Source organism: Bartonella rattimassiliensis 15908 (assembly GCF_000278215.1).
GTDB classification, from domain to species: Bacteria; Pseudomonadota; Alphaproteobacteria; order Rhizobiales; family Rhizobiaceae; genus Bartonella; species Bartonella rattimassiliensis.
Map to the genome: position 1 here is coordinate 317,992 of NZ_JH725065.1, position 22,663 is coordinate 340,654.

Consider the following 22,663-nt stretch of genomic DNA (forward strand, 5'->3'; position numbering starts at 1 on the left):
GAAAATAGTGAGTAGAAGATCTTTTCCCGGCATTTTAGTCATATTGGGTTTAGGTTGGATTCCTCTCCTCAACAGAGAGCCAAATAAATAAACGGCTTGTGTTCCTGGGGAAGTTAGCGATGCTCATTATTGGGTGTCAAGTGAACTGGTCTGCATATGCAGGTTAATGATATAAGGCTTTCAAGGTTTGTCTACCTTGAAGAGTAAAGATCAAGGAGCAACGATGGCTCAGACTCATGCAATGATGTATCAATTCAATGGTCGTAAACGGGTACGTAAATTTTTTGGTAAGATTCCTGAAGTAGCCGAAATGCCAAATCTTATTGAGGTTCAAAAAGCGTCATATGATCAGTTTCTCATGGTTGAGGAACCGAAAGGTGGGCGACCAGATGAAGGTTTGCAAGCTGTTTTTAAGTCGGTATTTCCTATTTCGGATTTCTCCGGTACAGCTATGCTTGAGTTTGTTGGTTATGAATTTGATTTACCGAAATTTGATGTTGAAGAATGCCGTCAACGTGATTTAACTTATGCCGCCCCCCTAAAGGTTATATTGCGTTTGATTGTTTTTGATGTTGATGAGGATACTGGCTCTAAAGATATCAAGGACATTAAAGAGCAGGGCGTTTATATGGGCGATATGCCTTTAATGACAACGAATGGTACCTTTATCGTTAATGGTACGGAGCGTGTTATTGTTTCTCAAATGCACCGTTCTCCTGGTGTTTTTTTTGATCATGATAAAGGGAAGTCGCATTCGTCAGGAAAACTTCTTTTTGCTGCTCGTGTTATTCCGTATCGTGGCTCTTGGCTTGATATTGAGTTTGATGCTAAAGATATCATTTATGCGCGTATTGATCGGCGGCGCAAGATTCCTGTTACTAGCCTTTTGATGGCATTAGGTATGGATGCATCGGATATTTTATCAACATTTTATGATAAAGTGACTTATGAGCGTGATGGCGAGGGATGGCGTGTTCTTTATTCTATTGATCGCTTTAAAGGAATAAAACTTATTTCTGATCTTATAGACGCAGATAGCGGTGAGGTAGTTGCAGAGGCTGGTAAAAAGTTAACAGTGCGTGTTGCGAAGTCTTTGGCAGAAAAGGGCCTTAAGGCGGTTAAAGTTAGTGAAGATGATCTATTAGGTTGTTATCTTGCTGAAGACATAGTCAATTACGAGACAGGTGAAATTTACCTTGAAGCTGGAGATGAAATTGACGAAAAGGTATTGAAGGTTCTGCTTGATGTTAGCGCTGATCAAATCAATATCCTTGATATTGATCACATGAATATTGGAGCATATATCCGTAATACTTTAAAGGTGGATAAAAATGAAAGTCGGCAAGATGCGTTGTTTGATATTTATCGTGTAATGCGTCCAGGAGAGCCTCCAACAATCGATACAGCAGAAGCGATGTTTCATTCATTATTTTTTGATCCAGAGCGTTATGATCTTTCAGCTGTTGGACGTGTTAAGATGAATTTGCGTATGGATCTTAACTGTCCAGATACAGTCCGCGTTTTACGCCAAGAAGATATTCTTGCTGTTGTTAAGATGTTGGTTGAATTACGTGATGGTCGTGGTGAAATTGATGATATTGATAATCTTGGAAATCGTCGCGTTCGTTCTGTTGGGGAGTTGATGGAGAATCAATATCGCATTGGTCTCCTTCGTATGGAACGTGCGATAAAAGAGCGTATGTCATCTGTTGAGATTGATACAGTTATGCCGCAGGATTTGATCAATGCAAAGCCTGCTGCAGCAGCAGTTCGAGAGTTTTTTGGGTCTTCACAATTGTCACAGTTTATGGATCAAACTAACCCATTATCGGAAATTACTCATAAGCGTCGTCTTTCTGCTCTTGGTCCAGGTGGTTTGACTCGTGAACGTGCAGGATTTGAAGTTCGTGACGTACATCCTACACATTATGGTCGTATTTGTCCGATTGAAACACCAGAAGGTCCTAATATTGGACTCATTAACTCCTTAGCAACGTTTGCACGAGTCAATAAATATGGCTTTATTGAAAGCCCATATCGTAAAATTATTGATGGTAAAGTTACAAGAGAGGTTATTTATCTTTCAGCGATGGAAGAAGCAAAGCATTATGTCGCTCAAGCTAATTCTTCATTAGATAGTGAAGGCCGTTTTATAGAAGAGTTTGTTGTTTGCCGTCATGCTGGTGAAGTTTTAATGGCGCCGCGTGATCATGTTGATTTGATGGATGTGTCACCAAAACAGTTAGTCTCAGTCGCTGCAGCGCTTATTCCGTTTTTAGAAAATGATGATGCGAATCGCGCACTGATGGGATCGAATATGCAGCGTCAGGCAGTTCCTCTTGTCCGTGCTGAAGCGCCATTTGTTGGTACAGGAATGGAGTCTGTTGTTGCGCGCGATTCAGGAGCTGCTGTGAGTGCAAAACGTAGCGGTATTGTTGATCAAGTTGATGCTACCCGTATTGTTATTCGTGCGACAGAAGATTTAGATCCTTCAAAATCAGGTGTTGATATTTATCGTTTGCAAAAATTTCAACGTTCTAATCAGTCCACTTGTATTAATCAACGTCCACTTGTGCATGTCGGTGATAGGGTAGAAAAAGGTGATATTATTGCAGATGGTCCATCTACTGATCTTGGTGATTTAGCTCTTGGACGAAATGTTCTTGTCGCCTTTATGCCTTGGAATGGATATAATTATGAAGATTCCATTTTGTTATCTGAACGTATTGTTGCTGATGATGTTTTTACTTCAATTCATATTGAGGAATTTGAAGTTGCAGCACGCGATACGAAACTTGGGCCTGAGGAAATTACGCGCGATATTCCTAATGTTGCAGAAGAAGCATTAAGGAATCTTGATGAGGCTGGTATTGTTTATATTGGAGCTGAAGTACAACCGGGTGATATTTTAGTTGGAAAGATTACACCAAAGGGAGAAAGTCCCATGACACCGGAAGAAAAGCTTCTGCGTGCAATTTTTGGGGAAAAGGCATCTGATGTTCGTGATACTTCTATGCGTATGCCTCCTGGGACTTTTGGTACTGTTGTTGAAGTTCGGGTTTTTAATCGTCATGGTGTGGAAAAAGATGAACGTGCTATGGCAATTGAACGCGAAGAAATTGAGCGTTTGGCAAAAGACCGCGATGATGAACAGTCTATCCTTGATCGTAATGTTTATGCACGTCTTACCGATATGTTGACAGGTAAAGTTGCTGTAGAAGGTCCAAAAGGCTTTTTAGGTAACAGAAAGCTTGATCGTACGGTAATGGAAAATTATCCACGATCGCAGTGGTGGCAATTTGCTGTTGAAGATGAAAAGCTTCAAAGTGAGATTGAAGCTTTGCGCAAGCAATATGATGAATCAAAAGAAGCATTACAACGTCGCTTTATGGATAAAGTTGAAAAGGTCCAAAGAGGTGATGAAATGCCTCCTGGTGTCATGAAGATGGTGAAGGTTTTTGTGGCTGTGAAGCGCAAAATTCAACCAGGTGATAAGATGGCAGGACGTCACGGAAATAAGGGTGTTGTCTCACGTATTCTTCCCATAGAAGATATGCCATTTCTTGAAGATGGGACCCATGCTGATATCGTTTTAAATCCGCTTGGTGTACCGAGTCGTATGAATGTTGGACAAATCCTTGAGACACATCTTGGTTGGGCATGTGCGGGTATGGGTAAGAAGATTGGGGATTTGTTAGAATTATATCAAGAGACTGGTGATATACTTCCTTTGCGCCAGCGCATTGAAAATCTTATGCCTGATGATAATCATAATGAGCCCGTTCGTCAGTATGATAATGAAAGCCTTTACAAATTAGCGTTACAGATGAAAAAAGGGGTTTCAATTGCAACGCCTGTTTTTGATGGAGCGCATGAGTCTGATATTAATATGATGTTGGAAGATGCAGGCTTAGATAGTTCAGGACAGGTTACACTTTATGATGGTCGTACTGGAGAGCCTTTTGATCGTCCAGTAACGGTGGGATATATTTATATGTTGAAATTACATCACCTTGTTGATGATAAGATTCATGCGCGTTCTATTGGGCCATATTCACTTGTTACGCAGCAGCCATTAGGGGGTAAGGCACAGTTTGGTGGACAGCGTTTTGGTGAAATGGAGGTTTGGGCACTTGAAGCTTATGGTGCTGCATACACTTTACAGGAGATGTTAACAGTAAAATCGGATGATGTCGCTGGTCGGACAAAAGTCTATGAAGCGATTGTACGGGGTGATGATACATTTGAGGCAGGTATACCTGAGAGCTTTAATGTATTAGTGAAAGAAATGCGTTCACTTGCTCTTAATGTGGAGCTTGATGATGCACGTGAACTCATTGCACAGCGTGTATTATCTGATACAGCAGAACAATAATTCGAGGAGCGCACGGGAAAAAGGTTGCGCTCTGATTACTTTAAGAAGCTAATAACTTTATTAAGGTAGTACAGGTCATTTTTAAAAATAAATGTCTTTTAAAGAAGGTCTGTTATAAAATAAATGAGATATTACAACAGATTCTAAGAATCTTTGAAGGAGAACAGCATGAACCACGAGGTCATGAATCTTTTCAATCCTCAAGCGCCAGCGCAGACATTTGACTCTATTCGGATTTCCATTGCAAGTCCTGAGAAAATTTTGTCCTGGTCGTATGGTGAGATTAAGAAGCCTGAGACTATTAATTATCGGACTTTTAAACCAGAGCGTGATGGTCTTTTTTGTGCACGTATATTTGGCCCTATTAAGGATTATGAATGTCTATGCGGCAAATATAAACGCATGAAGTATAAGGGTATTATTTGTGAAAAATGTGGTGTCGAGGTGACTCTTTCACGGGTGCGTCGTGAGCGTATGGGACATATTGAGCTTGCAGCACCTGTCGCACATATATGGTTTCTTAAATCATTACCAGGTCGTATTTCTACACTATTAGATTTGACATTAAAAGATATTGAACGGGTTCTTTATTTTGAGAATTATATCGTAACAGAACCAGGATTGACATCTCTTAAACTCCACCAGCTTCTTTCTGAAGAAGAATATATGCTTGCTATTGATGAGTTTGGAGAAGATCAATTTACAGCTATGATTGGTGCTGAAGCCATTTACGAGCTTTTGGCTGGTATGGAATTAGATAAAATCGCTAATGATTTACGTCTTGAATTAGCTGAAATAACTTCAGAGTTAAAGCAGAAAAAATTGATTAAACGACTTAAGATCGTTGAAAACTTTCTTGAATCTGGGAATAAGCCAGAGTGGATGATTATGAAAACAATTCCTGTTATTCCCCCGGATTTACGTCCATTGGTTCCACTTGATGGTGGACGTTTTGCAACATCAGATCTAAATGATCTTTATCGACGTGTTATAAATCGTAATAACCGCTTGAAACGGTTGATTGAATTGCGTGCTCCTGGAATTATCGTGCGCAATGAAAAGCGTATGGTGCAGGAAGCTGTTGATGCATTGTTTGATAATGGACGACGTGGGCGTGTGATTACTGGGGCCAATAAACGTCCATTAAAATCTCTTTCAGATATGTTAAAGGGTAAGCAAGGACGTTTTCGTCAAAATTTACTTGGAAAGCGTGTTGATTACTCGGGGCGTTCTGTTATCGTAACAGGTCCTGAATTGAAATTACATCAATGTGGTCTTCCCAAAAAAATGGCCCTTGAGTTATTTAAGCCATTTATTTATGCGCGGCTTGATGCGAAGGGATATTCCTCAACTGTAAAGCAAGCAAAAAAGCTTGTTGAGAAGGAGCATCCAGAAGTTTGGGATATTTTGGATGAGGTTATTCGTGAACATCCTGTTTTACTCAATCGGGCGCCAACATTGCACCGTTTAGGGATTCAAGCTTTTGAACCTATCTTAATTGAAGGAAAAGCTATCCAGCTTCATCCGCTGGTGTGTACTGCTTTTAATGCGGATTTTGATGGAGATCAAATGGCGGTTCACGTTCCACTTTCTCTTGAAGCACAGCTTGAAGCCCGTGTTTTGATGATGTCAACCAATAATATTCTTCATCCAGCCAATGGTGCTCCCATTATTGTTCCATCGCAGGATATGGTTCTTGGCCTTTATTATCTTTCAATTGTTTCTGAAAAAGAACCAGGTGAGGGGATGGCTTTTTCTGATATAGGTGAACTTCATTATGCTTTAGAAAATAAGGTCGTAACGCTTCATACGAAGATTAAAGGCCGTGTTAAGAATATCGGTGAAGATGGAAAAGAAGTTGCTAAACTTTATGATACAACACCTGGTCGTTTGATTATTGGTGAGCTTTTGCCCAAAAATCCAAATATTTCATTTGATATTGTCAATCAAGAAATGACAAAAAAGAATATTTCTAAAATGATTGATCATGTTTATCGGCACTGTGGACAAAAAGAGACGGTTATTTTTTGTGACCGTATCATGCAACTTGGTTTTTCTTATGCTTGTCGTGCAGGGATTTCATTTGGTAAGGATGATATGGTTATTCCTGATAGCAAGTCGCGCTTAGTTGCAGAAACAGAGGCTTTGGCTAAGGAGTATGAGCAGCAATATAATGATGGTTTGATTACACAAGGTGAAAAATACAATAAGGTTGTAGATGCTTGGGGTAAATGTACAGACCGCGTTGCGGATGAAATGATGAAACGTATTCAAGCCATTGATTTTGATCCTAAAACAGGTCGTCAACGGCCAATGAATTCGATCTATATGATGTCACACTCTGGTGCACGTGGTTCTGCTAACCAGATGAGACAATTGGCTGGTATGCGTGGATTAATGGCCAAACCATCGGGTGAGATTATTGAAACACCCATTATTTCAAATTTTAAGGAAGGTTTAACTGTTAATGAATATTTCAATTCCACTCATGGTGCACGGAAAGGACTTGCTGATACTGCGTTAAAAACGGCAAACTCTGGTTATTTAACGCGGCGTCTTGTTGATGTTGCTCAAGATGCTATTATTTCAGCAGTTGATTGTGGTACAGCAAAAGGGCTTACCATGCAGCCAATTGTTGATGCAGGACAAATTGTTGCGTCTCTTGGGCAAAGAATTCTTGGTCGTACAGCGCTTGTTGATATTTTACATCCTATCTCTGGAGAGGTTATTCTTGAGGGTGGAGCGATGATTGAGGAAGCTGATGTTGCGAAGATTGAAGAGGCTGGAATTCAGTCTGTTCAAATTCGTTCTGCTTTAACATGTGAAACACGTCTTGGTGTTTGTGCAAAATGCTATGGGCGTGATTTGGCGCGCGGAACACCTGTTAATCAAGGAGAGGCTGTTGGTGTTATTGCGGCTCAGTCAATTGGTGAGCCTGGAACTCAGCTTACAATGCGTACTTTCCACTTAGGAGGAACTGCGCAGGTTGTTGATTCATCATATTTAGAGGCATCTTATGAAGGTACGGTGGAGATTCGTAATCGTAATGTAGTTCGAAACTCTGAAGGCTATTTGGTTGTTATGGGGCGTAATATGGCTATCCTTATCAAGGATGAGTTAGGAAAAGAGCGCGTTGTGCATCGTGTTAGCTATGGTGCACATATTTTTGTTGATGATGGTGATGTGGTTAAACGTGGCCAACGTATAGCAGAGTGGGATCCTTATACACGTCCGATTTTAACGGAAGTTGAAGGCTATGTGGGTTTTGAAGATATGGTTGATGGCTTATCTGTCACTGAAACAACTGATGAATCTACCGGTATTACGAAGCGTTTGGTCATTGATTGGCGCGCTAATCCACGTGGTGTGGATCTCAAACCAGCCATTATTATCCAGGAAAATAAAGAAGGTGAATCTGTTGCTAAATTGTATAAGGGAGGTGAAGCCCGTTATATGATGTCAGTGGAAACTATTCTTTCTGTTGAGCTTGGTGCTCATGTTAAGGCTGGTGATGTTATTGCGCGGTTACCAATGGAAAGTGCTAAAACAAAAGATATTACGGGTGGTCTCCCCCGTGTGGCTGAACTTTTTGAAGCGCGTCGTCCAAAGGATCATGCGATTATTGCTGAAGTCAGTGGTACAATTCGGTTTGGTCGTGGTTATAAGAATAAACGTCGTGTTATTATTGAACCAAATGATGATGCTCTTGAGGCAGTAGAATATTTGATTCCAAAAGGTAAATTGTTTCACTTCCAAGAAGGCGATCAAATCGAAAAGGGAGATTATATCCTTGATGGTAATCCAGCACCTCATGATATCTTGGCGATTAAGGGGGTTGAAGCTTTGGCATCTTACCTTGTTAATGAGATTCAGGAAGTTTATCGTTTGCAGGGGGTTCTTATTAATGACAAGCACATTGAAGTGATTGTTCGTCAAATGTTGCAGAAAGTTGAAATTACCGAATCTGGGGATTCTGGTTATATTCCGGGTGATAATGTTGATCGTATTGAACTTGATGAAATCAATGATAATTTGATTGCAGAAGGAAAGAAACCAGCATCTGGTAATCCCATTCTGCTTGGAATTACAAAGGCTTCTCTTCAAACTCCTTCTTTTATTTCGGCAGCATCATTTCAGGAAACAACGCGTGTTCTTACTGAAGCAGCAGTTTCTGGTAAAATTGATACTTTGCAAGGCCTCAAAGAGAATGTTATTGTTGGTCGTCTTATTCCTGCAGGTACAGGTGGTACGATTTCTCAAATTCGTCGTATTGCTGCAGTTCGTGATGATTTGATTGTGGATGAGCAGCGTAAGTCTAGTAATAACGAAGTGGCTAAAACAATGTTGATCAATATGACAACTGAAGCAGTTGCTGAATAATTTAAATACAATATTATGTAATATAAAAACGTCTGAACTTTCTGTTCAGACGTTTTTATGTCTCGAAATATAGAAGTTGCATACTTTTCTGAAAAATATAATGATAAAAATTGTAAGGTAATAGTCGTTCCAAACATCCTCCGTAGTTAATAATTTTTATCTTTTTTGTTACTTAATTTTAAAGTTTTCTTATTTTCTGAAGGCAGTATAAAAAGTTTTTTCCAAGCTATGTGAAGCCTCCAAGCTAGTTTTCAAGGAAAAGAGTAAATTATGTACAAGTGAAGCATATCGTTTTATTTTTATAGGAATATTTTAAAATAGAAAAATATTTAATTTTTTATAAAATTATATTTAAGGCATTTTATAAAAATAATGCTATAATAGCCCATTAAAAAAACTTATCAGATAAATACAGTACAATTAAGATAATAATAAATTATTAATCATATATTTTTCCAGTTTTTTACTTATTACCATTATTTAATGTAAATAACTTTTTATATATAGTAACAAATATTATTTTTAATCATAAAATATATTATTTTAAAAAATAATTTTATCTCTAAATATTATAAATTAAATTTCTTTAATAAAATAAAATATGTAATTTATATTTTTTGATTTATTTATAATAGAAGAATAAAAGTAAATCTTATACAGCCTCTAAAATGATATATTCAATTCATTTTTTAATTATTTGTATTCATTACATATTTGTTTGTTGGGTGTTACACTTGCCAAAATAAAAAAAGGAAATATTTATATTTTTTAAGTAAAAATTATTTTTAACTTTATAATTAAATATAGGTTCATTATAAATTAAAAAAAATCAATATTTATAAATTTTTCAACGAAAAAACATATCTTTAAATGAATAAAAAAGATAAATCGTATGCATTAATCATTTAATTCAATTTTTTAAGCTAGAAGAACGTCAATATAAAAGCTTTATTACAAAAGCATATTTTACCATTGTTTTGTAAACAAGGATGAAAAATTGTTCATTAGTAAAAAAATCTCTTTCAGTTATATAAAAATTTCAAAAGCTCAAAAATTTTAGTTCATCAAATGTTTTAATAATGCTGTAAATGATTTTATTTTCGTGTATCACGAGATACATAAAGAAAATAGTAAAATTTATCTGCTCTTTTAGAGATTTATGTATTGTAATACTTGGCTAAAAGCCCATAAGCTTAATGTGAAAAATAAGGTAAATAAGTGTAAAATTTAAATTATTAAGCTTTTTAGAATAACATAAGAGTTTATTTGAATTGATATTGCAATATCGATTCGTTTATGTAATCTTAGTTGAAATGCACAGGGGTATTTTGCAGATAAATTGCGTAAAACACCCGTGTGATAAAGAGGGGAATGTTGTATGAGTGTATAAAATTTGAATAGCTCATCGTAGTTTTTTCTTTAATATTTTTTTGAAATTATTTAAAAGCGCGTTGAAAGGATTAGCTTAATTATGTCGCATAAAAATGTTTATTCTGCTGTTTCAGTATTAGTTGGAGCCGCGGCCCTTTTTCTTATAGCTGGTATTTCTGCAAATGCGCAAACTTTATCACAAGGTTGGTACAAAGTTTGCAGTAAGCAGCATGATGTTGATATTTGTAATACAATGAATACTGTATTATCGAATACAGGACAACCTTTAACGGCTTTTAATATTGTTGAAATAAAAGGAAAACAAAATGAAAAGCGTATAGGTATTCAAGTGCCTACAGGTCGTTTTTTGCCAGAAGGTGTTCACATTCAAATAGGTGATGGATTCTCTAAAAAAATTCCTTATATCATTTGTAATGGACCAAGTTGTATTGCCAATGATGTTTTAGATGATAAGCTTATAACGGCTATGAAAAGTGGTACGAAAATGATTGTAACCACAGTTAATTTCCGTGGTTCAGCTAATCCTATCGAATTTTCTCTTAATGGATTTACAGCTGCGTATACCGGTCCTGGTATGGAGGAAAAAGATTTTCAACAAGAACAAATAAAGTTGCAGCAAGCCATCCAATCAAAGCAAAAAGAAATTGAAGAGCGTATGCGCTCTGAGCAAGAAAAAGCAAAGCAAAATTAATAAACGCATATTGTAGAGTGGGTTAAACTTTTTTCTATAATTTTATTCAAACCGCCACAGTTTTTTTGTGGCGGTTTTTATGTTTTTAATTTTTTGAAAGAGTTTTGCGTTTCCACCAACCAATACGCTCAGTTTTAGGAGCATCATTAGGCGTTGATGAAATAACAACAGGTTGTTTAGTTATTGCTTCAATTTGGGAAGCAGAGGGTATAACAACTTTTTCCATCTCCATTACAGTTTTTTTCTCTAATGTTTCTTGTATTTGTATTGTCTCTTTAGAGGATGTTTTTTTACGTGTTCTACGTGTTGATTTTTTACTATTTTCAGAAGCTTCATCCTCTACTTCATGAATAGATTTATCAGCTTTTTTTATTTTAACTTTACGTACCGAACTGGTTGTAAGATCTTCTTCAATAGTTTTTTGTTCTGAGATATTTTGATCATTTTCTAGAAAAAGTTGATTTTCTACTGCTTTTGAAGAACGTTTTTTAGGTTTAATATTTTTATCAACTTTTGTAGATTCATCTTGTCGTTGTATATCTAGAGCTTGTGAGTCATTTTTTATTTCTTCAAGCTCAAGAGATTTAGTAGATGGAACACGACGTTTGCGATGCGCTGCTTTAATTTCAGCTAAAGCCTGCTTAGAAAAGTCTCCCACTGGTTCTGCATAAGGAACGCGAATTTGATGAGAACTATTATCTTGATTGCGTCGACCACCTCGACGTCCTCTGCGACGTCCTCTACGATGAGGATCATCATTCAACATATCTTCTTTTTTATGAACGGTAGCAAGAGAATGATCAGTATTTTCATCGTGACGATTTTTGCGTCGACGCTTTTGGTTTATTTCAATAGGAGGAGGATTTTTAATAGCTACACTCTTTGTGAAAACAGAAGCCTCAATTTCTTGTTTGTTATCAAATTCTAATGAAGATTGAGAAATGTTCTCTGCTATTGTATCTTTAGAGATAACAAGATGTTGCGTTCCAATACTATCATCAGCTTCAATACTAATATGAAGTTTAAAGCGTGCTTCTAAATTAACAAGAATATTACGTTTATGATTTAACACATAAAGCGCTGTCGCTACAGAAGTGCGTACGATAATATTATATCGCGAATTATGAAGAAGGTATTCTTCAATTGAACGCATGACATGTAAAGCAATCGATGATTCAGAACGTATACTTCCTGTTCCTGCGCAATGTGGGCAGGATTGTGTTGTACTTTCTAAAACAGATATGCGAATACGTTGACGACTCATTTCTAAAAGGCCGAAGTGCGAAATATGACCAACTTGAATACGAGCACGATCATTTTTTAAGCAGTCTTTTAATTTTTTTTCAACAAGTCGCACATTCCGTTCTTCAAGCATATCAATAAAATCAATCACAATTAAACCAGCAAGGTCACGTAAACGTAATTGACGCGCTATTTCTTCTGCAGCTTCTAGGTTAGTTTGTAAAGCTGTCTTTTCGACAGAAAATTCTCTCGTAGAACGACCAGAATTTACATCAATAGCAACAAGTGCTTCTGTTTGATTAATAACGAGATAACCACCAGATTTTAAAGAAACCTGTGGTTGCAACATTTTATCAAGCTGAATTTCAATATTATTTCTTGCAAAAATAGGTATGGGATCGCGATAAGGTTGCACAACTTTTGCATGACTTGGCATAAGCATCCGCATAAAGTCTTTTGCTTCACGATATCCTTGGTCTCCAGAGACAAGAATTTCACTAATATTTTTATTGTAAAGATCTCGTATGGCACGTTTTATGAGATTACTTTCTTCATGAATGAGGCATGGTGCTGTTGACTGGAGTGTCAAATTGCGAATAGTATCCCATAGTCGCATAAGATATTCATAGTCGCGTTTAATTTCAGCTTTTGTTCTATTGGCGCCAGCGGTTCTTAAGATAACACCCATCCCCTTTGGCACTAATAATTCTTTTACAATTTCTTTAAGACGTTTACGGTCCTGCACATTAGTAATTTTGCGTGAAATACCACCCCCACGTGCTGTGTTGGGCATTAGAACAGAATAACGGCCTGCTAGAGATAGATATGTTGTAAGTGCGGCTCCCTTATTACCACGTTCTTCCTTGATGACTTGCACCAATAAAATTTGACGTCGTTTAATTACTTCTTGAATTTTATACTGGCGCCCTTGTTTTCTTTGGTAAGTAGGGATCTCTTCACGGATGTCCTCAACACCAACCATTTCGATTTCATCATAAGAAACACCAGCATTTAATATTTCATCTGTATTATCAATCGTTACATCTTCAAATGCGACATCATTTTCAACATCAGCCGCTATACCATTGTTTTTTTGATTTTTTTTCGTTTTTCTGGAGAGTCTTTTATTTTTAGTTACTGCTTCCGTGACGACATCTGCTGAATTTTCTCCTACAGCAGCATTTTCTTCTTCTTCAAGAAGAGCAAGACGATCGGCGATAGGGATTTGATAATAATCAGGATGAATTTCAGAAAACGTCAAAAAACCATGACGGTTTCCACCATATTCAACAAAAGCTGCTTGGAGAGATGGTTCTACACGCGTAATACGTGCGAGATAAATATTCCCCTTGAGCTGTTTTTTATGTTCTGATTCAAAATCAAGTTCCTCAATTTTGTTGCCATGAACAACAACAACACGTGTTTCCTCCCGGTGGGAGGCATCTATAAGCATTTTGTTTGACATAAGTTGATATCCTGAAGGCGACATGCACAATTTTATTCAAATAAACGATATAATTATTCGTAAACATAAAAGGCTGTCTGCCATAAAAGGGAGGTACCAGAAAAACAAGACGGAACATCACGCGCAAATACATGGCCGCATTTGCACCATTTTTCTTCATTATCTCCATCTGTTTTTTATGACTCATATTTTACAAGTCTCCGGTAGAATAATTTTTAAAATAGTTCGAATAGCCGAACCAACGAATCTTAAATAATGCAATCCTAATTTTATAACATAGAAATTTTTCATCCATAACAAAGTCTCAATGCATAATATGCCAAACCCCTCTAAAGATAACTTAATATGAGTTACAGACAATTTAGATGGCTATTATCAGCTAGGAAGCATAAATATTCTTTTATGTTGATATCATGCATTTGGCAAGTCACAATGTAAATGTGTACCATCATAATATTTTTTATGACCTTAATTATTATCTTAATTTTGTTTTCAGATGCTTAGTAACGGAGCAATTTAGCATTTATTGAAAAATAGAGAATATATTAGTGTATAATTTTTATAACCAAGATAAATTATTACAAATATAATGTCGAATATTTTGCTTATGATAAGAGTTTTTTTTACCAAAAAGCTGACAACAGCCTCTTGGAATATTATTATGCCAATCACATACTTTTTATTATTTTTTTTGGTATTTCAAACCAGTGTTCAAGCCGCAGACCCTTTGAGACTTATTAATTTTCGAACCATTGGTGATAGTACTCATACGCGTATTATTGCGGTTTTTAATTCAAAACCAAATGTTCGTTTGCAGATTTTGGATAGACCGGCACGTTTGGTTATGAATTTACCTACCATTGACTTTTCGATGCAAAATACGCCATTAAAGAAACAGAATGCATTATCCATTATGCTTTCAGAGGTGCGTTATGCTTTTTCTGACATTCAGACTTCACGCATTATTTTGACAAGTAAAACGGCCTTTTTTGTTGAAAAAAGTGTCGTAAAAAAATTAGACGATGGTTTATGGCAGTTGCTAGTTGATATTCGTAAAAGTACACAAAAAAAATTTAATGAGATATTAAAGAATCAGCAAAGGACCAATTTTGATACACAAATACAGCTGCTGCCGGCACATAATTTTTGTGTTGTTCTTGATCCAGGTCATGGTGGTATTGATGGTGGTGCACGGGGAGTTACTGGAATTTTAGAAAAAGATGTGACTTTAGATTTTGCGCGTGCCTTGCGGGATGAATTACAAGAAGATCCTCATATTACAGTTGTTTTAACGCGTGATTCTAATATTTTTTTAAGGTTAAGTGAAAGAGTTAAAAAAGCGCAAGAGCTTAATGCTGATCTTTTTATATCTATTCACGCAGATACAATTGATGTACATTCTCTTCGTGGTGCTACAGTTTACACTATTTCAGATAAAGCATCTGATGCCATTGCAAAATCTTTAGCTGAAAGTGAAAATAAAGTTGATTTTCTTGATGGCTTGCCTGCAGATGAAACGCTTGAAATTACAGATATTTTGATGGATCTTACGCGACGTGAAACGCATACATTTTCGATGAATTTTGCAAATAGTGTTATTTCAAGTTTATCAAAGAGTCATATTAACTTGATCAATAATCCTCATCGGTATGCTAATTTTCAAGTTTTAAAAGCCTCCGATATACCTTCTGTTTTGATAGAGATAGGTTATTTATCTAATAAAGAAGATGAAAAGTTATTAAATGACCCACACTGGAGAAAAAAAATGGCAGCCTCGATTGCTCATTCTATTCGTCAATTTGCTGATTATAGACAGAAAATGATACAGCCTCTTTAAATTTGTGAGAAAATAGAGTATCAATCTAAGTTTCTAGTGTATCCTAGTAAAATAAAAATAGAAAACAATTTTTATTTATCTCAATCTTATGGTGATATTCACATGATATGATTGAAGTGACGTGTTTTTTATTTGTTCAATTCTTAAGAAAGCGATAACCGTTTTTATGATGATTTTTTTAAGATGTCTCCTCCGTTTTTTTGTTTTTATTGGACTTTGTGGCGCGATAACATGGAGTGTTATGACCTGTTGTCAAGCAAATGCACTTCCTGATTATGAAGTTCTTTCACTTTATGAACCGCCGGTAATGACCCGCATCCATGCTGCTGATGGCAGTCTTATGGCAGAGTTTGCAACAAAACGTCGCCTCTATTTGCCAATTCAATCAATACCAAAGCTTGTTATAGATGCTTTTATTTCAGCTGAAGACAAAAATTTTTATCATCATTTTGGTTTAGATCCCGAAGGACTTTTTCGGGCTTTGATCAACAACATTCGTAATATTGGTTCTGGAAGACGTCCAGAGGGTGCATCAACCATAACGCAACAAGTCGCTAAAAATTTTCTTTTAAGTTCAGAAACAACGTTAGAGCGTAAATTTAAGGAAGCTATTTTAGCAATGCGCATTGAGAAAACCTACTCGAAAGATCATATTCTTGAACTTTATCTCAATGAAATTTATCTGGGGCGTGGCACTTATGGTATAGCAGCTGCTTCTTTGACCTATTTCAATAAATCCGTCAACGATTTGACGCTAGAAGAATGTGCTTATTTGGCGGCTCTTCCTAAAGGACCAGCAAATTATGATCCATTCAAAAATACACAACGTGCTATTGATCGGCGCAATTGGGTGATAGACCGGATGGTTGCAAATAGATATGTAACGCGTGAACAAGGTGAAAAAGCAAAAGCGAAACCTTTAGGAGCAACAATACGTGGGAATGATAACTATGTTTTTGCAGCTGATTATTTTACTGAAGAAGTGCGACGTCATTTAATGCATCGCTATGGGGCTAAAACGCTTTACGAAGGTGGGCTTTCCGTTCGTACAACGCTTGATCCGCATTTACAATTTATCGCTAGACGTGCTTTGCACGATGGATTAATTAAATTTGATCATTCACAAGGATGGCGTGGAGCTTATGCACATATCGATCAGAAAGATGATTGGGGAATAAAACTTGCAAATATCGCAGGATTAAGCGATGTTCCTGAATGGCGTTTAGCCGTTGTTCTTTCTGCTAACCCTAATAAAATAGAGATTGGTTTACAACCACAGCGTGAAGTTTCAGGTATATTATCGAAAAAGCGCGAAATTGCTGTTTTATCAGAAGCTGATTCAAAATGGGCGTTACATGTTGTGAAAGAAAATGGTTATCGAAAAACTGTTCAGAGCTTATCTCATATTTTGCAGGTTGGCGATGTCATTTTTGTTGAAAGGCTATCTCATACAAACAATATTTATCGTTTACAACAAATTCCAAAAGTTGAGGGGGCGATTGTTGCTATGGAACCTCATACGGGGCGCGTTCTTGCGATGGTGGGAGGTTTTTCTTTTGCTGCATCTGAATTTAACCGTGCAACCCAAGCTTATCGCCAACCGGGGTCTGCTTTTAAGCCTTTTGTTTATGCAGCAGCACTTGATAACGGGTATACACCAGCATCCGTTATTTTAGATGGCCCCATTGAAGTTCGTCAATATAATGGTGAAGTTTGGCAACCCAAGAATTATGGTGGTACTTTTGCAGGACCTTCAACATTACGTTATGGTATTGAGCGTTCTCGTAATCTTATGACAATACGGCTTGCCAATGATATGGGAATGCCTCTTGTTGCTGAATATGCAGAACGCTTTGGTGTGGTAGATAAATTGCCACCTTATCTTCCCATGGCTTTAGGAGCTGGGGAAACAACAGTATTACGGATGGTTACAGCTTATTCCGTTATTGCCAATGGAGGACGCTCGATTAAACCTTCTTTGATAGACCGAATTCAAGATCGTTATGGGAAAACAATTTATCGTCATGATGATCGTATTTGCGAAAATTGTAATACACATTCATGGAATAATCAACGTGAGCCCACCTTGATTGATGAAAGAGATCAAGTTCTTGATCCTATGACAGCTTATCAGATTACATCAATGATGGAAGGAGTTGTACAGCGTGGGACTGCAGCACGTTTACGCTATCTTAATCGACATATTGCCGCTAAAACAGGGACAACCAATGACTCTAAAGATGCTTGGTTTATGGGATTTACTCCTGATATTGTTGTTGGTATTTTTATCGGCTACGATCAACCAGCCCCATTAGGATATAACGGAACAGGAAGTTCATTAGCCGCACCTATTTTTGGTGAGTTTATGGAAGAGGCTCTTAAAGGGAAGCCAAATGTTCCATTTAAGATGCCAAAGGGTATGATTTTAATGCCAATTAATCGGAAAACAGGAATGCTTGCGGAAAAAGGAGATCAAGACGTTATTATAGAGATATTTAAACCAGGAACTGGTCCTGCTGATATATATCAAGTCATTGGGAGTACAAATTCTTTTCAAGAAGGCGTTCCTGCAGTAACCACTTCTCCACAAGTTAATAAAGCTCTTGAAAGTGGGACAGGTGGGCTGTATTGATCGACAAAATCTTTTTTACTATGAGTCTTGGTTTTTATCCATAATGTTGATCTTGCAAATAGAGTGATGGATTCGTTCCATTTCCTGACGAAAGCTATTAAATTTGTATAAAATGTTAAGGAACATACCTAGAGGGATTGTAAAAAATACGGTGTTAAATTATGCGAGCAGAAATAGAAACATTGGTTGATGAAATCCAAAAAGCAATTCAATTGCTAAGGGGGCATCTTTGACTGGGATCAATCACTAAAACGACTCGAATATCTTAATCAAAGAGCGGAAGATCCATCATTATGGGATGATGCGCAACAAGCACAGGGTATGATGCGTGAGCGTCAGCGTCTTGATGATTCAATCAATGGCCTTTTATCATTTACAAAAACTCTTGAAGAATGCATTGAATTCATCACGATGGGGGAAGAAGAAAGTGATGCTGAAATTATTGCTGATGCAGAAAATTCAATACGTAATCTTAAAAGTGAAATAGATAAAAAGCAAATTGATGTTCTTCTTTCAGGAGAAGCAGATCCAAATGATACTTATTTAGAAATTCATGCTGGGGCAGGGGGAACAGAAAGCCAAGATTGGGCTTCTATGCTCTTACGTATGTATATGCGCTGGGCTGAGCAACATGAAATGAAGGTTGAGGTTTTAGAAATTCATGATGGAGAAGAGGCAGGAATAAAGTCAGCGACTATTCTTGTAAAAGGGCATAGTGCTTATGGGCTATTAAAAACAGAATCAGGTGTGCATCGTTTGGTGCGAATCTCTCCATTTGATTCGAATGCAAAGCGCCATACCTCTTTTGCTAGCATTTGGGTTTATCCGGTTATTGATGACAATATTGAAGTTGATGTTTCAGAGGCGGATGTGCGTATTGATACATATCGTGCATCGGGAGCGGGAGGACAACATGTTAATACGACAGATTCCGCCGTTCGCATCACGCATATAAAAACGGGTATTGTTGTTCAATGCCAAACCGAGCGTTCTCAGCATAAAAATCGTGCTACAGCTTGGTCGATGCTTCGTGCACGTCTTTATGAAGAAGAGCTCAAAAAAAGAGAAGAAGAAGCAAATACTGCTGAATCTTCTAAAACAGAAATTGGATGGGGACATCAAATTCGATCTTATGTGCTTCAGCCCTATCAACTTGTGAAAGATTTGCGTACAGGTGTTGAAAATACTGATCCTCAATCTGTACTTAACGGTAACTTAGATGCATTCATAGAAGCAGCACTTGCTCAACGTATTTATGGACAGGACAAAGAGATTAAAGATATTAGCTAATTATATGTTATTTCATCAAGAGATGTAATTTATTCCTTAAACTATTCATTTTACTTATATTGTGCTTGACGATAGCTTTTGGTACTAGAGGAGTTTTTTTATTCTTTTCTACACGCCGATCTTGTTTATGACAGGCGCAAATAAATTGATCTTGATTAATCAAAATACAAAAAATCTAAAATGAAAAAATTTACGATATTAGAGAGGTTAATTAAAATGTAAAATGATTAGTTATCCTTATAAATCAAGAATTCAGTTTACAAATTAGCATTACAATGTAAAACTGTTGCAGTAGCTAAAACATTCTCAGCATGTCCAGATACGCTCACTTTGCGCCACTCTTCTACTATCATCCCATCTGCATCAATTAAAAAAGTACTCCGTTCGACTCCCATATATTTGCGCCCATACATACTTTTTTCTATCCAAACACCATAAACTTCGAGGGTCGTTTTTTCTTCATCAGAAACTAAGATAACATCAAGTTCATGTTTTGCTTTAAATTTATCATGTTTTTTTACATTATCTGGAGAGATTCCAATAACAACAACACCGATTTCATCAAATTTCATTTTTAATTTTGTGAAATCAAGTGCTTCATTTGTGCATCCCCTGGTATCATCTTTGGGATAAAAATATAAAACAACAGGTTTGCCTTTAAAGTTAGAAAGACGCACTCTCTCTCCTCCATCACGTGGCAAATTAAAATCAGGAGCAAGAGTGCCTTTCATTGATTGTGTCATTTTTTTATCTTTCTGTTTGGGTGCAAAAATCAATTACTAGCATACAGAGAAGGAATAAAGTTTCAACTCTCTAGAATAGAATTATTTTAAAAACTTTTTCGCTATTTATTATAAAAACTATTCTATCATAAGAGTTAAATTTAAAAATGAGGAAGAAAGCACAAAAAATATTAACATTATGAGCATAAATATAGAATGAATGAAATACTAATAGATTATAGTAGTTTGATCAAAATATGTTTTTTCTTTCCGAGGGAAATTTTGATGATTCCTTTTACAGTAACATCTTTTTCAATAATAAGGTATGTTTCATCCGTTATTATTTGATCATTAACACGTATTCCTCCGCCTTGAATATGTCGGCGCGCTTCACTATTAGATTTGGCGAGTCCTGCTTTTACTAAAAGAGCGAGCAATCCAGTCCCTTTTTTTAATTCAGTTGCGCTTATTTCAACCGTTGGAAGATTTTCTCCAAGTGTTTTTTCTTCAAAGGTTTTGCGAGCTGTTTCTGCTGCTGCATCGGCAAGGGCATGCCCATGCAACATTGCTGTAATTTCTGTTGCAAGAACTTTTTTGGCTTCATTAATTTCATTTCCTTTTAATAGAGAGAGTTTATGAATCTCATCCATTGGCAATGTCGTATAGAGCCTTAGAAATCGTATAACATCAGCATCTTCTATATTGCGCCAATATTGCCAAAATTGATAAGGTGAAAGCATATCTTCATTCAGCCATACAGCACCATTTAATGATTTACCCATTTTGGCACCAGAAGAAGTTGTCAGCAATGGTGATGTTAATGCATATAATTGCGGTGTTCCTAAACGATGCCCTAATTCGATTCCGTTAATAATATTGCCCCATTGATCTGAGCCTCCCATTTGCATACGCAATCCATAACGTTTATAAAGTTCAACAAAGTCATAAGCTTGCAGAATCATATAATTAAACTCTAAGAATGACAACGAATATTCGCGCTCAAGCCTAAGTTTGACAGAATCAAATGACAACATGCGGTTGACGGAAAAATGCTTTCCTACATCACGCAAAAATTCTAAGTAGTTTAAATTGCACAACCATTCAGAATTATTCACAATACAAGCATCGGTTTCTCGATCACCGAATGTTAGATAGTTAGAAAATACCTTTTTAATACCCTCAATATTTGTAGCAATATCATCTTGCGTCAGAAGGCGTCGTGCTTCATCTTTGAAGGAAGGATCACCGATCAGTCCGGTTCCTCCACCCATCAATGCAATGGGACGATGACCAGTTTTTTGTAACCAATAAAGCATCATAATTTGAAGAAGGCTTCCAGCATGCAAACTCGATGCTGTTGGATCAAATCCGATATAAGCGCTTACAGTTTCTTTTGAAAAAAGATCATCTAAGCCCTTTTCGTCTGAAATTTGGTGGATAAAACCACGTTCGCTCATAATGTGTAAAAAGTCAGATTTAAAGGCAAACACAGATTTAATTTCCTAATTTTTAAGAGCAGATTCATTTCATATAATTTAAGCGATTATATAACGGATCAACAATGCATTATCTACTATAAATGACGCAAATATCACAAGAGAACAAAATAGATTGAGAATAAAAATACAGACATTATTCCTTTTTACGCTAAAAGAGATACACACTAATAACAGAAAAAAGGTTCTTTATCTTCATTTCTATTTTAAACTAAAATTTAGAAAAGTTATAAATATAGTCTATAAAATAACTTACTTTGTTGTGATCAAAAGCGACTTTTGCTGATTTTTTTCATGAAATTCTTGTATTTTTTTAAGTTAATGAAAGTATTTCAGGCGATGAAGCTAGAAGTTCATTGGTGATATGGCTATCCAAATAGTGCGCACATCGTTCAATAAGTTCTTCATGACATCCACTAAAAAAGTGATTAGCCTCTTCCAATATTTCTTGTGTGATGACGATACCTTTTTGTGTTTTCAATTTATCAACAAGCATTTGAACATCCTTTGGAGGAGTAACTTTATCAATACCGCCATGAATAATAAGCCCAGAAGAAGGACAAGGTGCAAGAAACGAAAAATCGTAAACATTAGGCTGAGGAGCAACAGAGATAAACCCCTCAATTTCTGGTCGACGCATTAAAAGCTGCATACCAATCCATGCTCCAAATGAATATCCTGCTACCCAGCAGTTTTTAGAGTCTGGATGTTGTGTTTGCACCCAATCGAGAGCAGCAGCAGCATCTGAAAGTTCTCCTATTCCATAATCAAATTCACCCTGACTACGACCAATACCACGAAAATTAAAACGTAAAGTTGTAAAGCCACGCTGTTGAAACATGTAAAAGAGGTCATAAACAATTTTATGATTCATGTTTCCACCAAATTGGGGATGAGGATGCAAAATGATCGCAATGGGCGCATTTTTCTGTTGTGATGGTTGATAACGCCCTTCGAGCCGCCCTGCAGGACCGTTAAAAATAATTTCTGGCATAAAATGCTCCTTAATGCTATAAAAGGCTTTACATTGCCCTTGGTCGATTTTTACCATAAAATCTCTTAAATAATCATTAGATATTCTTTTTTTAGTACACTTTTCAAGAAAATTGCGTTATTTTTTAATCAATTCATAAGATTAATA

The 22,663-nt window shown here is 36.6% G+C and carries 10 protein-coding genes; 6 read left to right on the forward strand and 4 right to left on the reverse strand.

What is annotated here, in order from left to right:
- Positions 1-223: 223 nt before the first annotated feature.
- From rpoB to MCY_RS04285, 3 genes are all read left to right on the forward strand, one after another.
- Entirely contained in the window at positions 224-4,375 is a 4,152-nt protein-coding gene (rpoB, locus tag MCY_RS04275) for a DNA-directed RNA polymerase subunit beta (protein ID WP_007347144.1), read from the forward strand.
- 168 nt (positions 4,376-4,543) lie between these two features.
- Positions 4,544-8,755 (forward strand): DNA-directed RNA polymerase subunit beta', encoded by a 4,212-nt coding sequence (rpoC, locus tag MCY_RS04280; protein ID WP_007347145.1) that lies wholly within the window; start codon positions 4,544-4,546, stop codon positions 8,753-8,755.
- Positions 8,756-10,226: 1,471 nt separating this feature from the next.
- Positions 10,227-10,838 carry an invasion associated locus B family protein gene (locus MCY_RS04285; RefSeq protein WP_007347146.1) on the forward strand — a complete coding sequence of 204 codons (612 nt, stop codon included), beginning with the start codon at positions 10,227-10,229 and terminating at the stop codon, positions 10,836-10,838.
- Between the two features lie 85 nt (positions 10,839-10,923).
- Here the strand turns inward: MCY_RS04285 and MCY_RS04290 are convergent, their stop codons facing one another.
- On the reverse strand, positions 10,924-13,545 hold the full coding sequence (locus MCY_RS04290; protein ID WP_007347147.1) for an Rne/Rng family ribonuclease: 2,622 nt from the start codon (positions 13,543-13,545) through the stop codon (positions 10,924-10,926).
- Between the two features lie 607 nt (positions 13,546-14,152).
- Between MCY_RS04290 and MCY_RS04300 the strand changes: the two genes are divergently transcribed.
- The 3 genes from MCY_RS04300 to prfB all read left to right on the forward strand — a co-directional run bounded on the left by MCY_RS04300 (position 14,153) and on the right by prfB (position 19,304).
- Positions 14,153-15,382, forward strand: a complete 1,230-nt coding sequence (locus tag MCY_RS04300) for an N-acetylmuramoyl-L-alanine amidase (RefSeq protein ID WP_026088006.1) — start codon at positions 14,153-14,155, stop codon at positions 15,380-15,382.
- A gap of 166 nt (positions 15,383-15,548) precedes the next feature.
- Complete coding sequence (locus MCY_RS04305) at positions 15,549-18,014, forward strand: penicillin-binding protein 1A (RefSeq protein ID WP_007347149.1); 2,466 nt, start codon at positions 15,549-15,551, stop codon at positions 18,012-18,014.
- Positions 18,015-18,175: 161 nt separating this feature from the next.
- Positions 18,176-19,304, forward strand: a protein-coding gene (prfB, locus tag MCY_RS04310; RefSeq protein ID WP_155887038.1) for a peptide chain release factor 2 whose coding sequence is annotated in 2 segments (ribosomal slippage) — positions 18,176-18,244 and positions 18,246-19,304 — 1,128 coding nt in all. Because the reading frame shifts where the segments join, the coding sequence is not laid out codon by codon here.
- Positions 19,305-19,561: 257 nt separating this feature from the next.
- Here prfB and MCY_RS04315 read toward each other — a convergent pair.
- The 3 genes from MCY_RS04315 to MCY_RS04325 form a co-directional block, all read right to left on the reverse strand.
- Complete coding sequence (locus tag MCY_RS04315; protein WP_007347151.1) at positions 19,562-20,047, reverse strand: peroxiredoxin; 486 nt, start codon at positions 20,045-20,047, stop codon at positions 19,562-19,564.
- Between the two features lie 215 nt (positions 20,048-20,262).
- Positions 20,263-21,516: a tyrosine--tRNA ligase gene (tyrS, locus tag MCY_RS04320; protein WP_007347152.1), complete on the reverse strand. Its 1,254-nt coding sequence runs from the start codon at positions 21,514-21,516 to the stop codon at positions 20,263-20,265.
- Positions 21,517-21,835: 319 nt separating this feature from the next.
- Positions 21,836-22,516: an alpha/beta hydrolase gene (locus MCY_RS04325; protein ID WP_007347153.1), complete on the reverse strand. Its 681-nt coding sequence runs from the start codon at positions 22,514-22,516 to the stop codon at positions 21,836-21,838.
- Positions 22,517-22,663 lie beyond the last annotated feature (147 nt).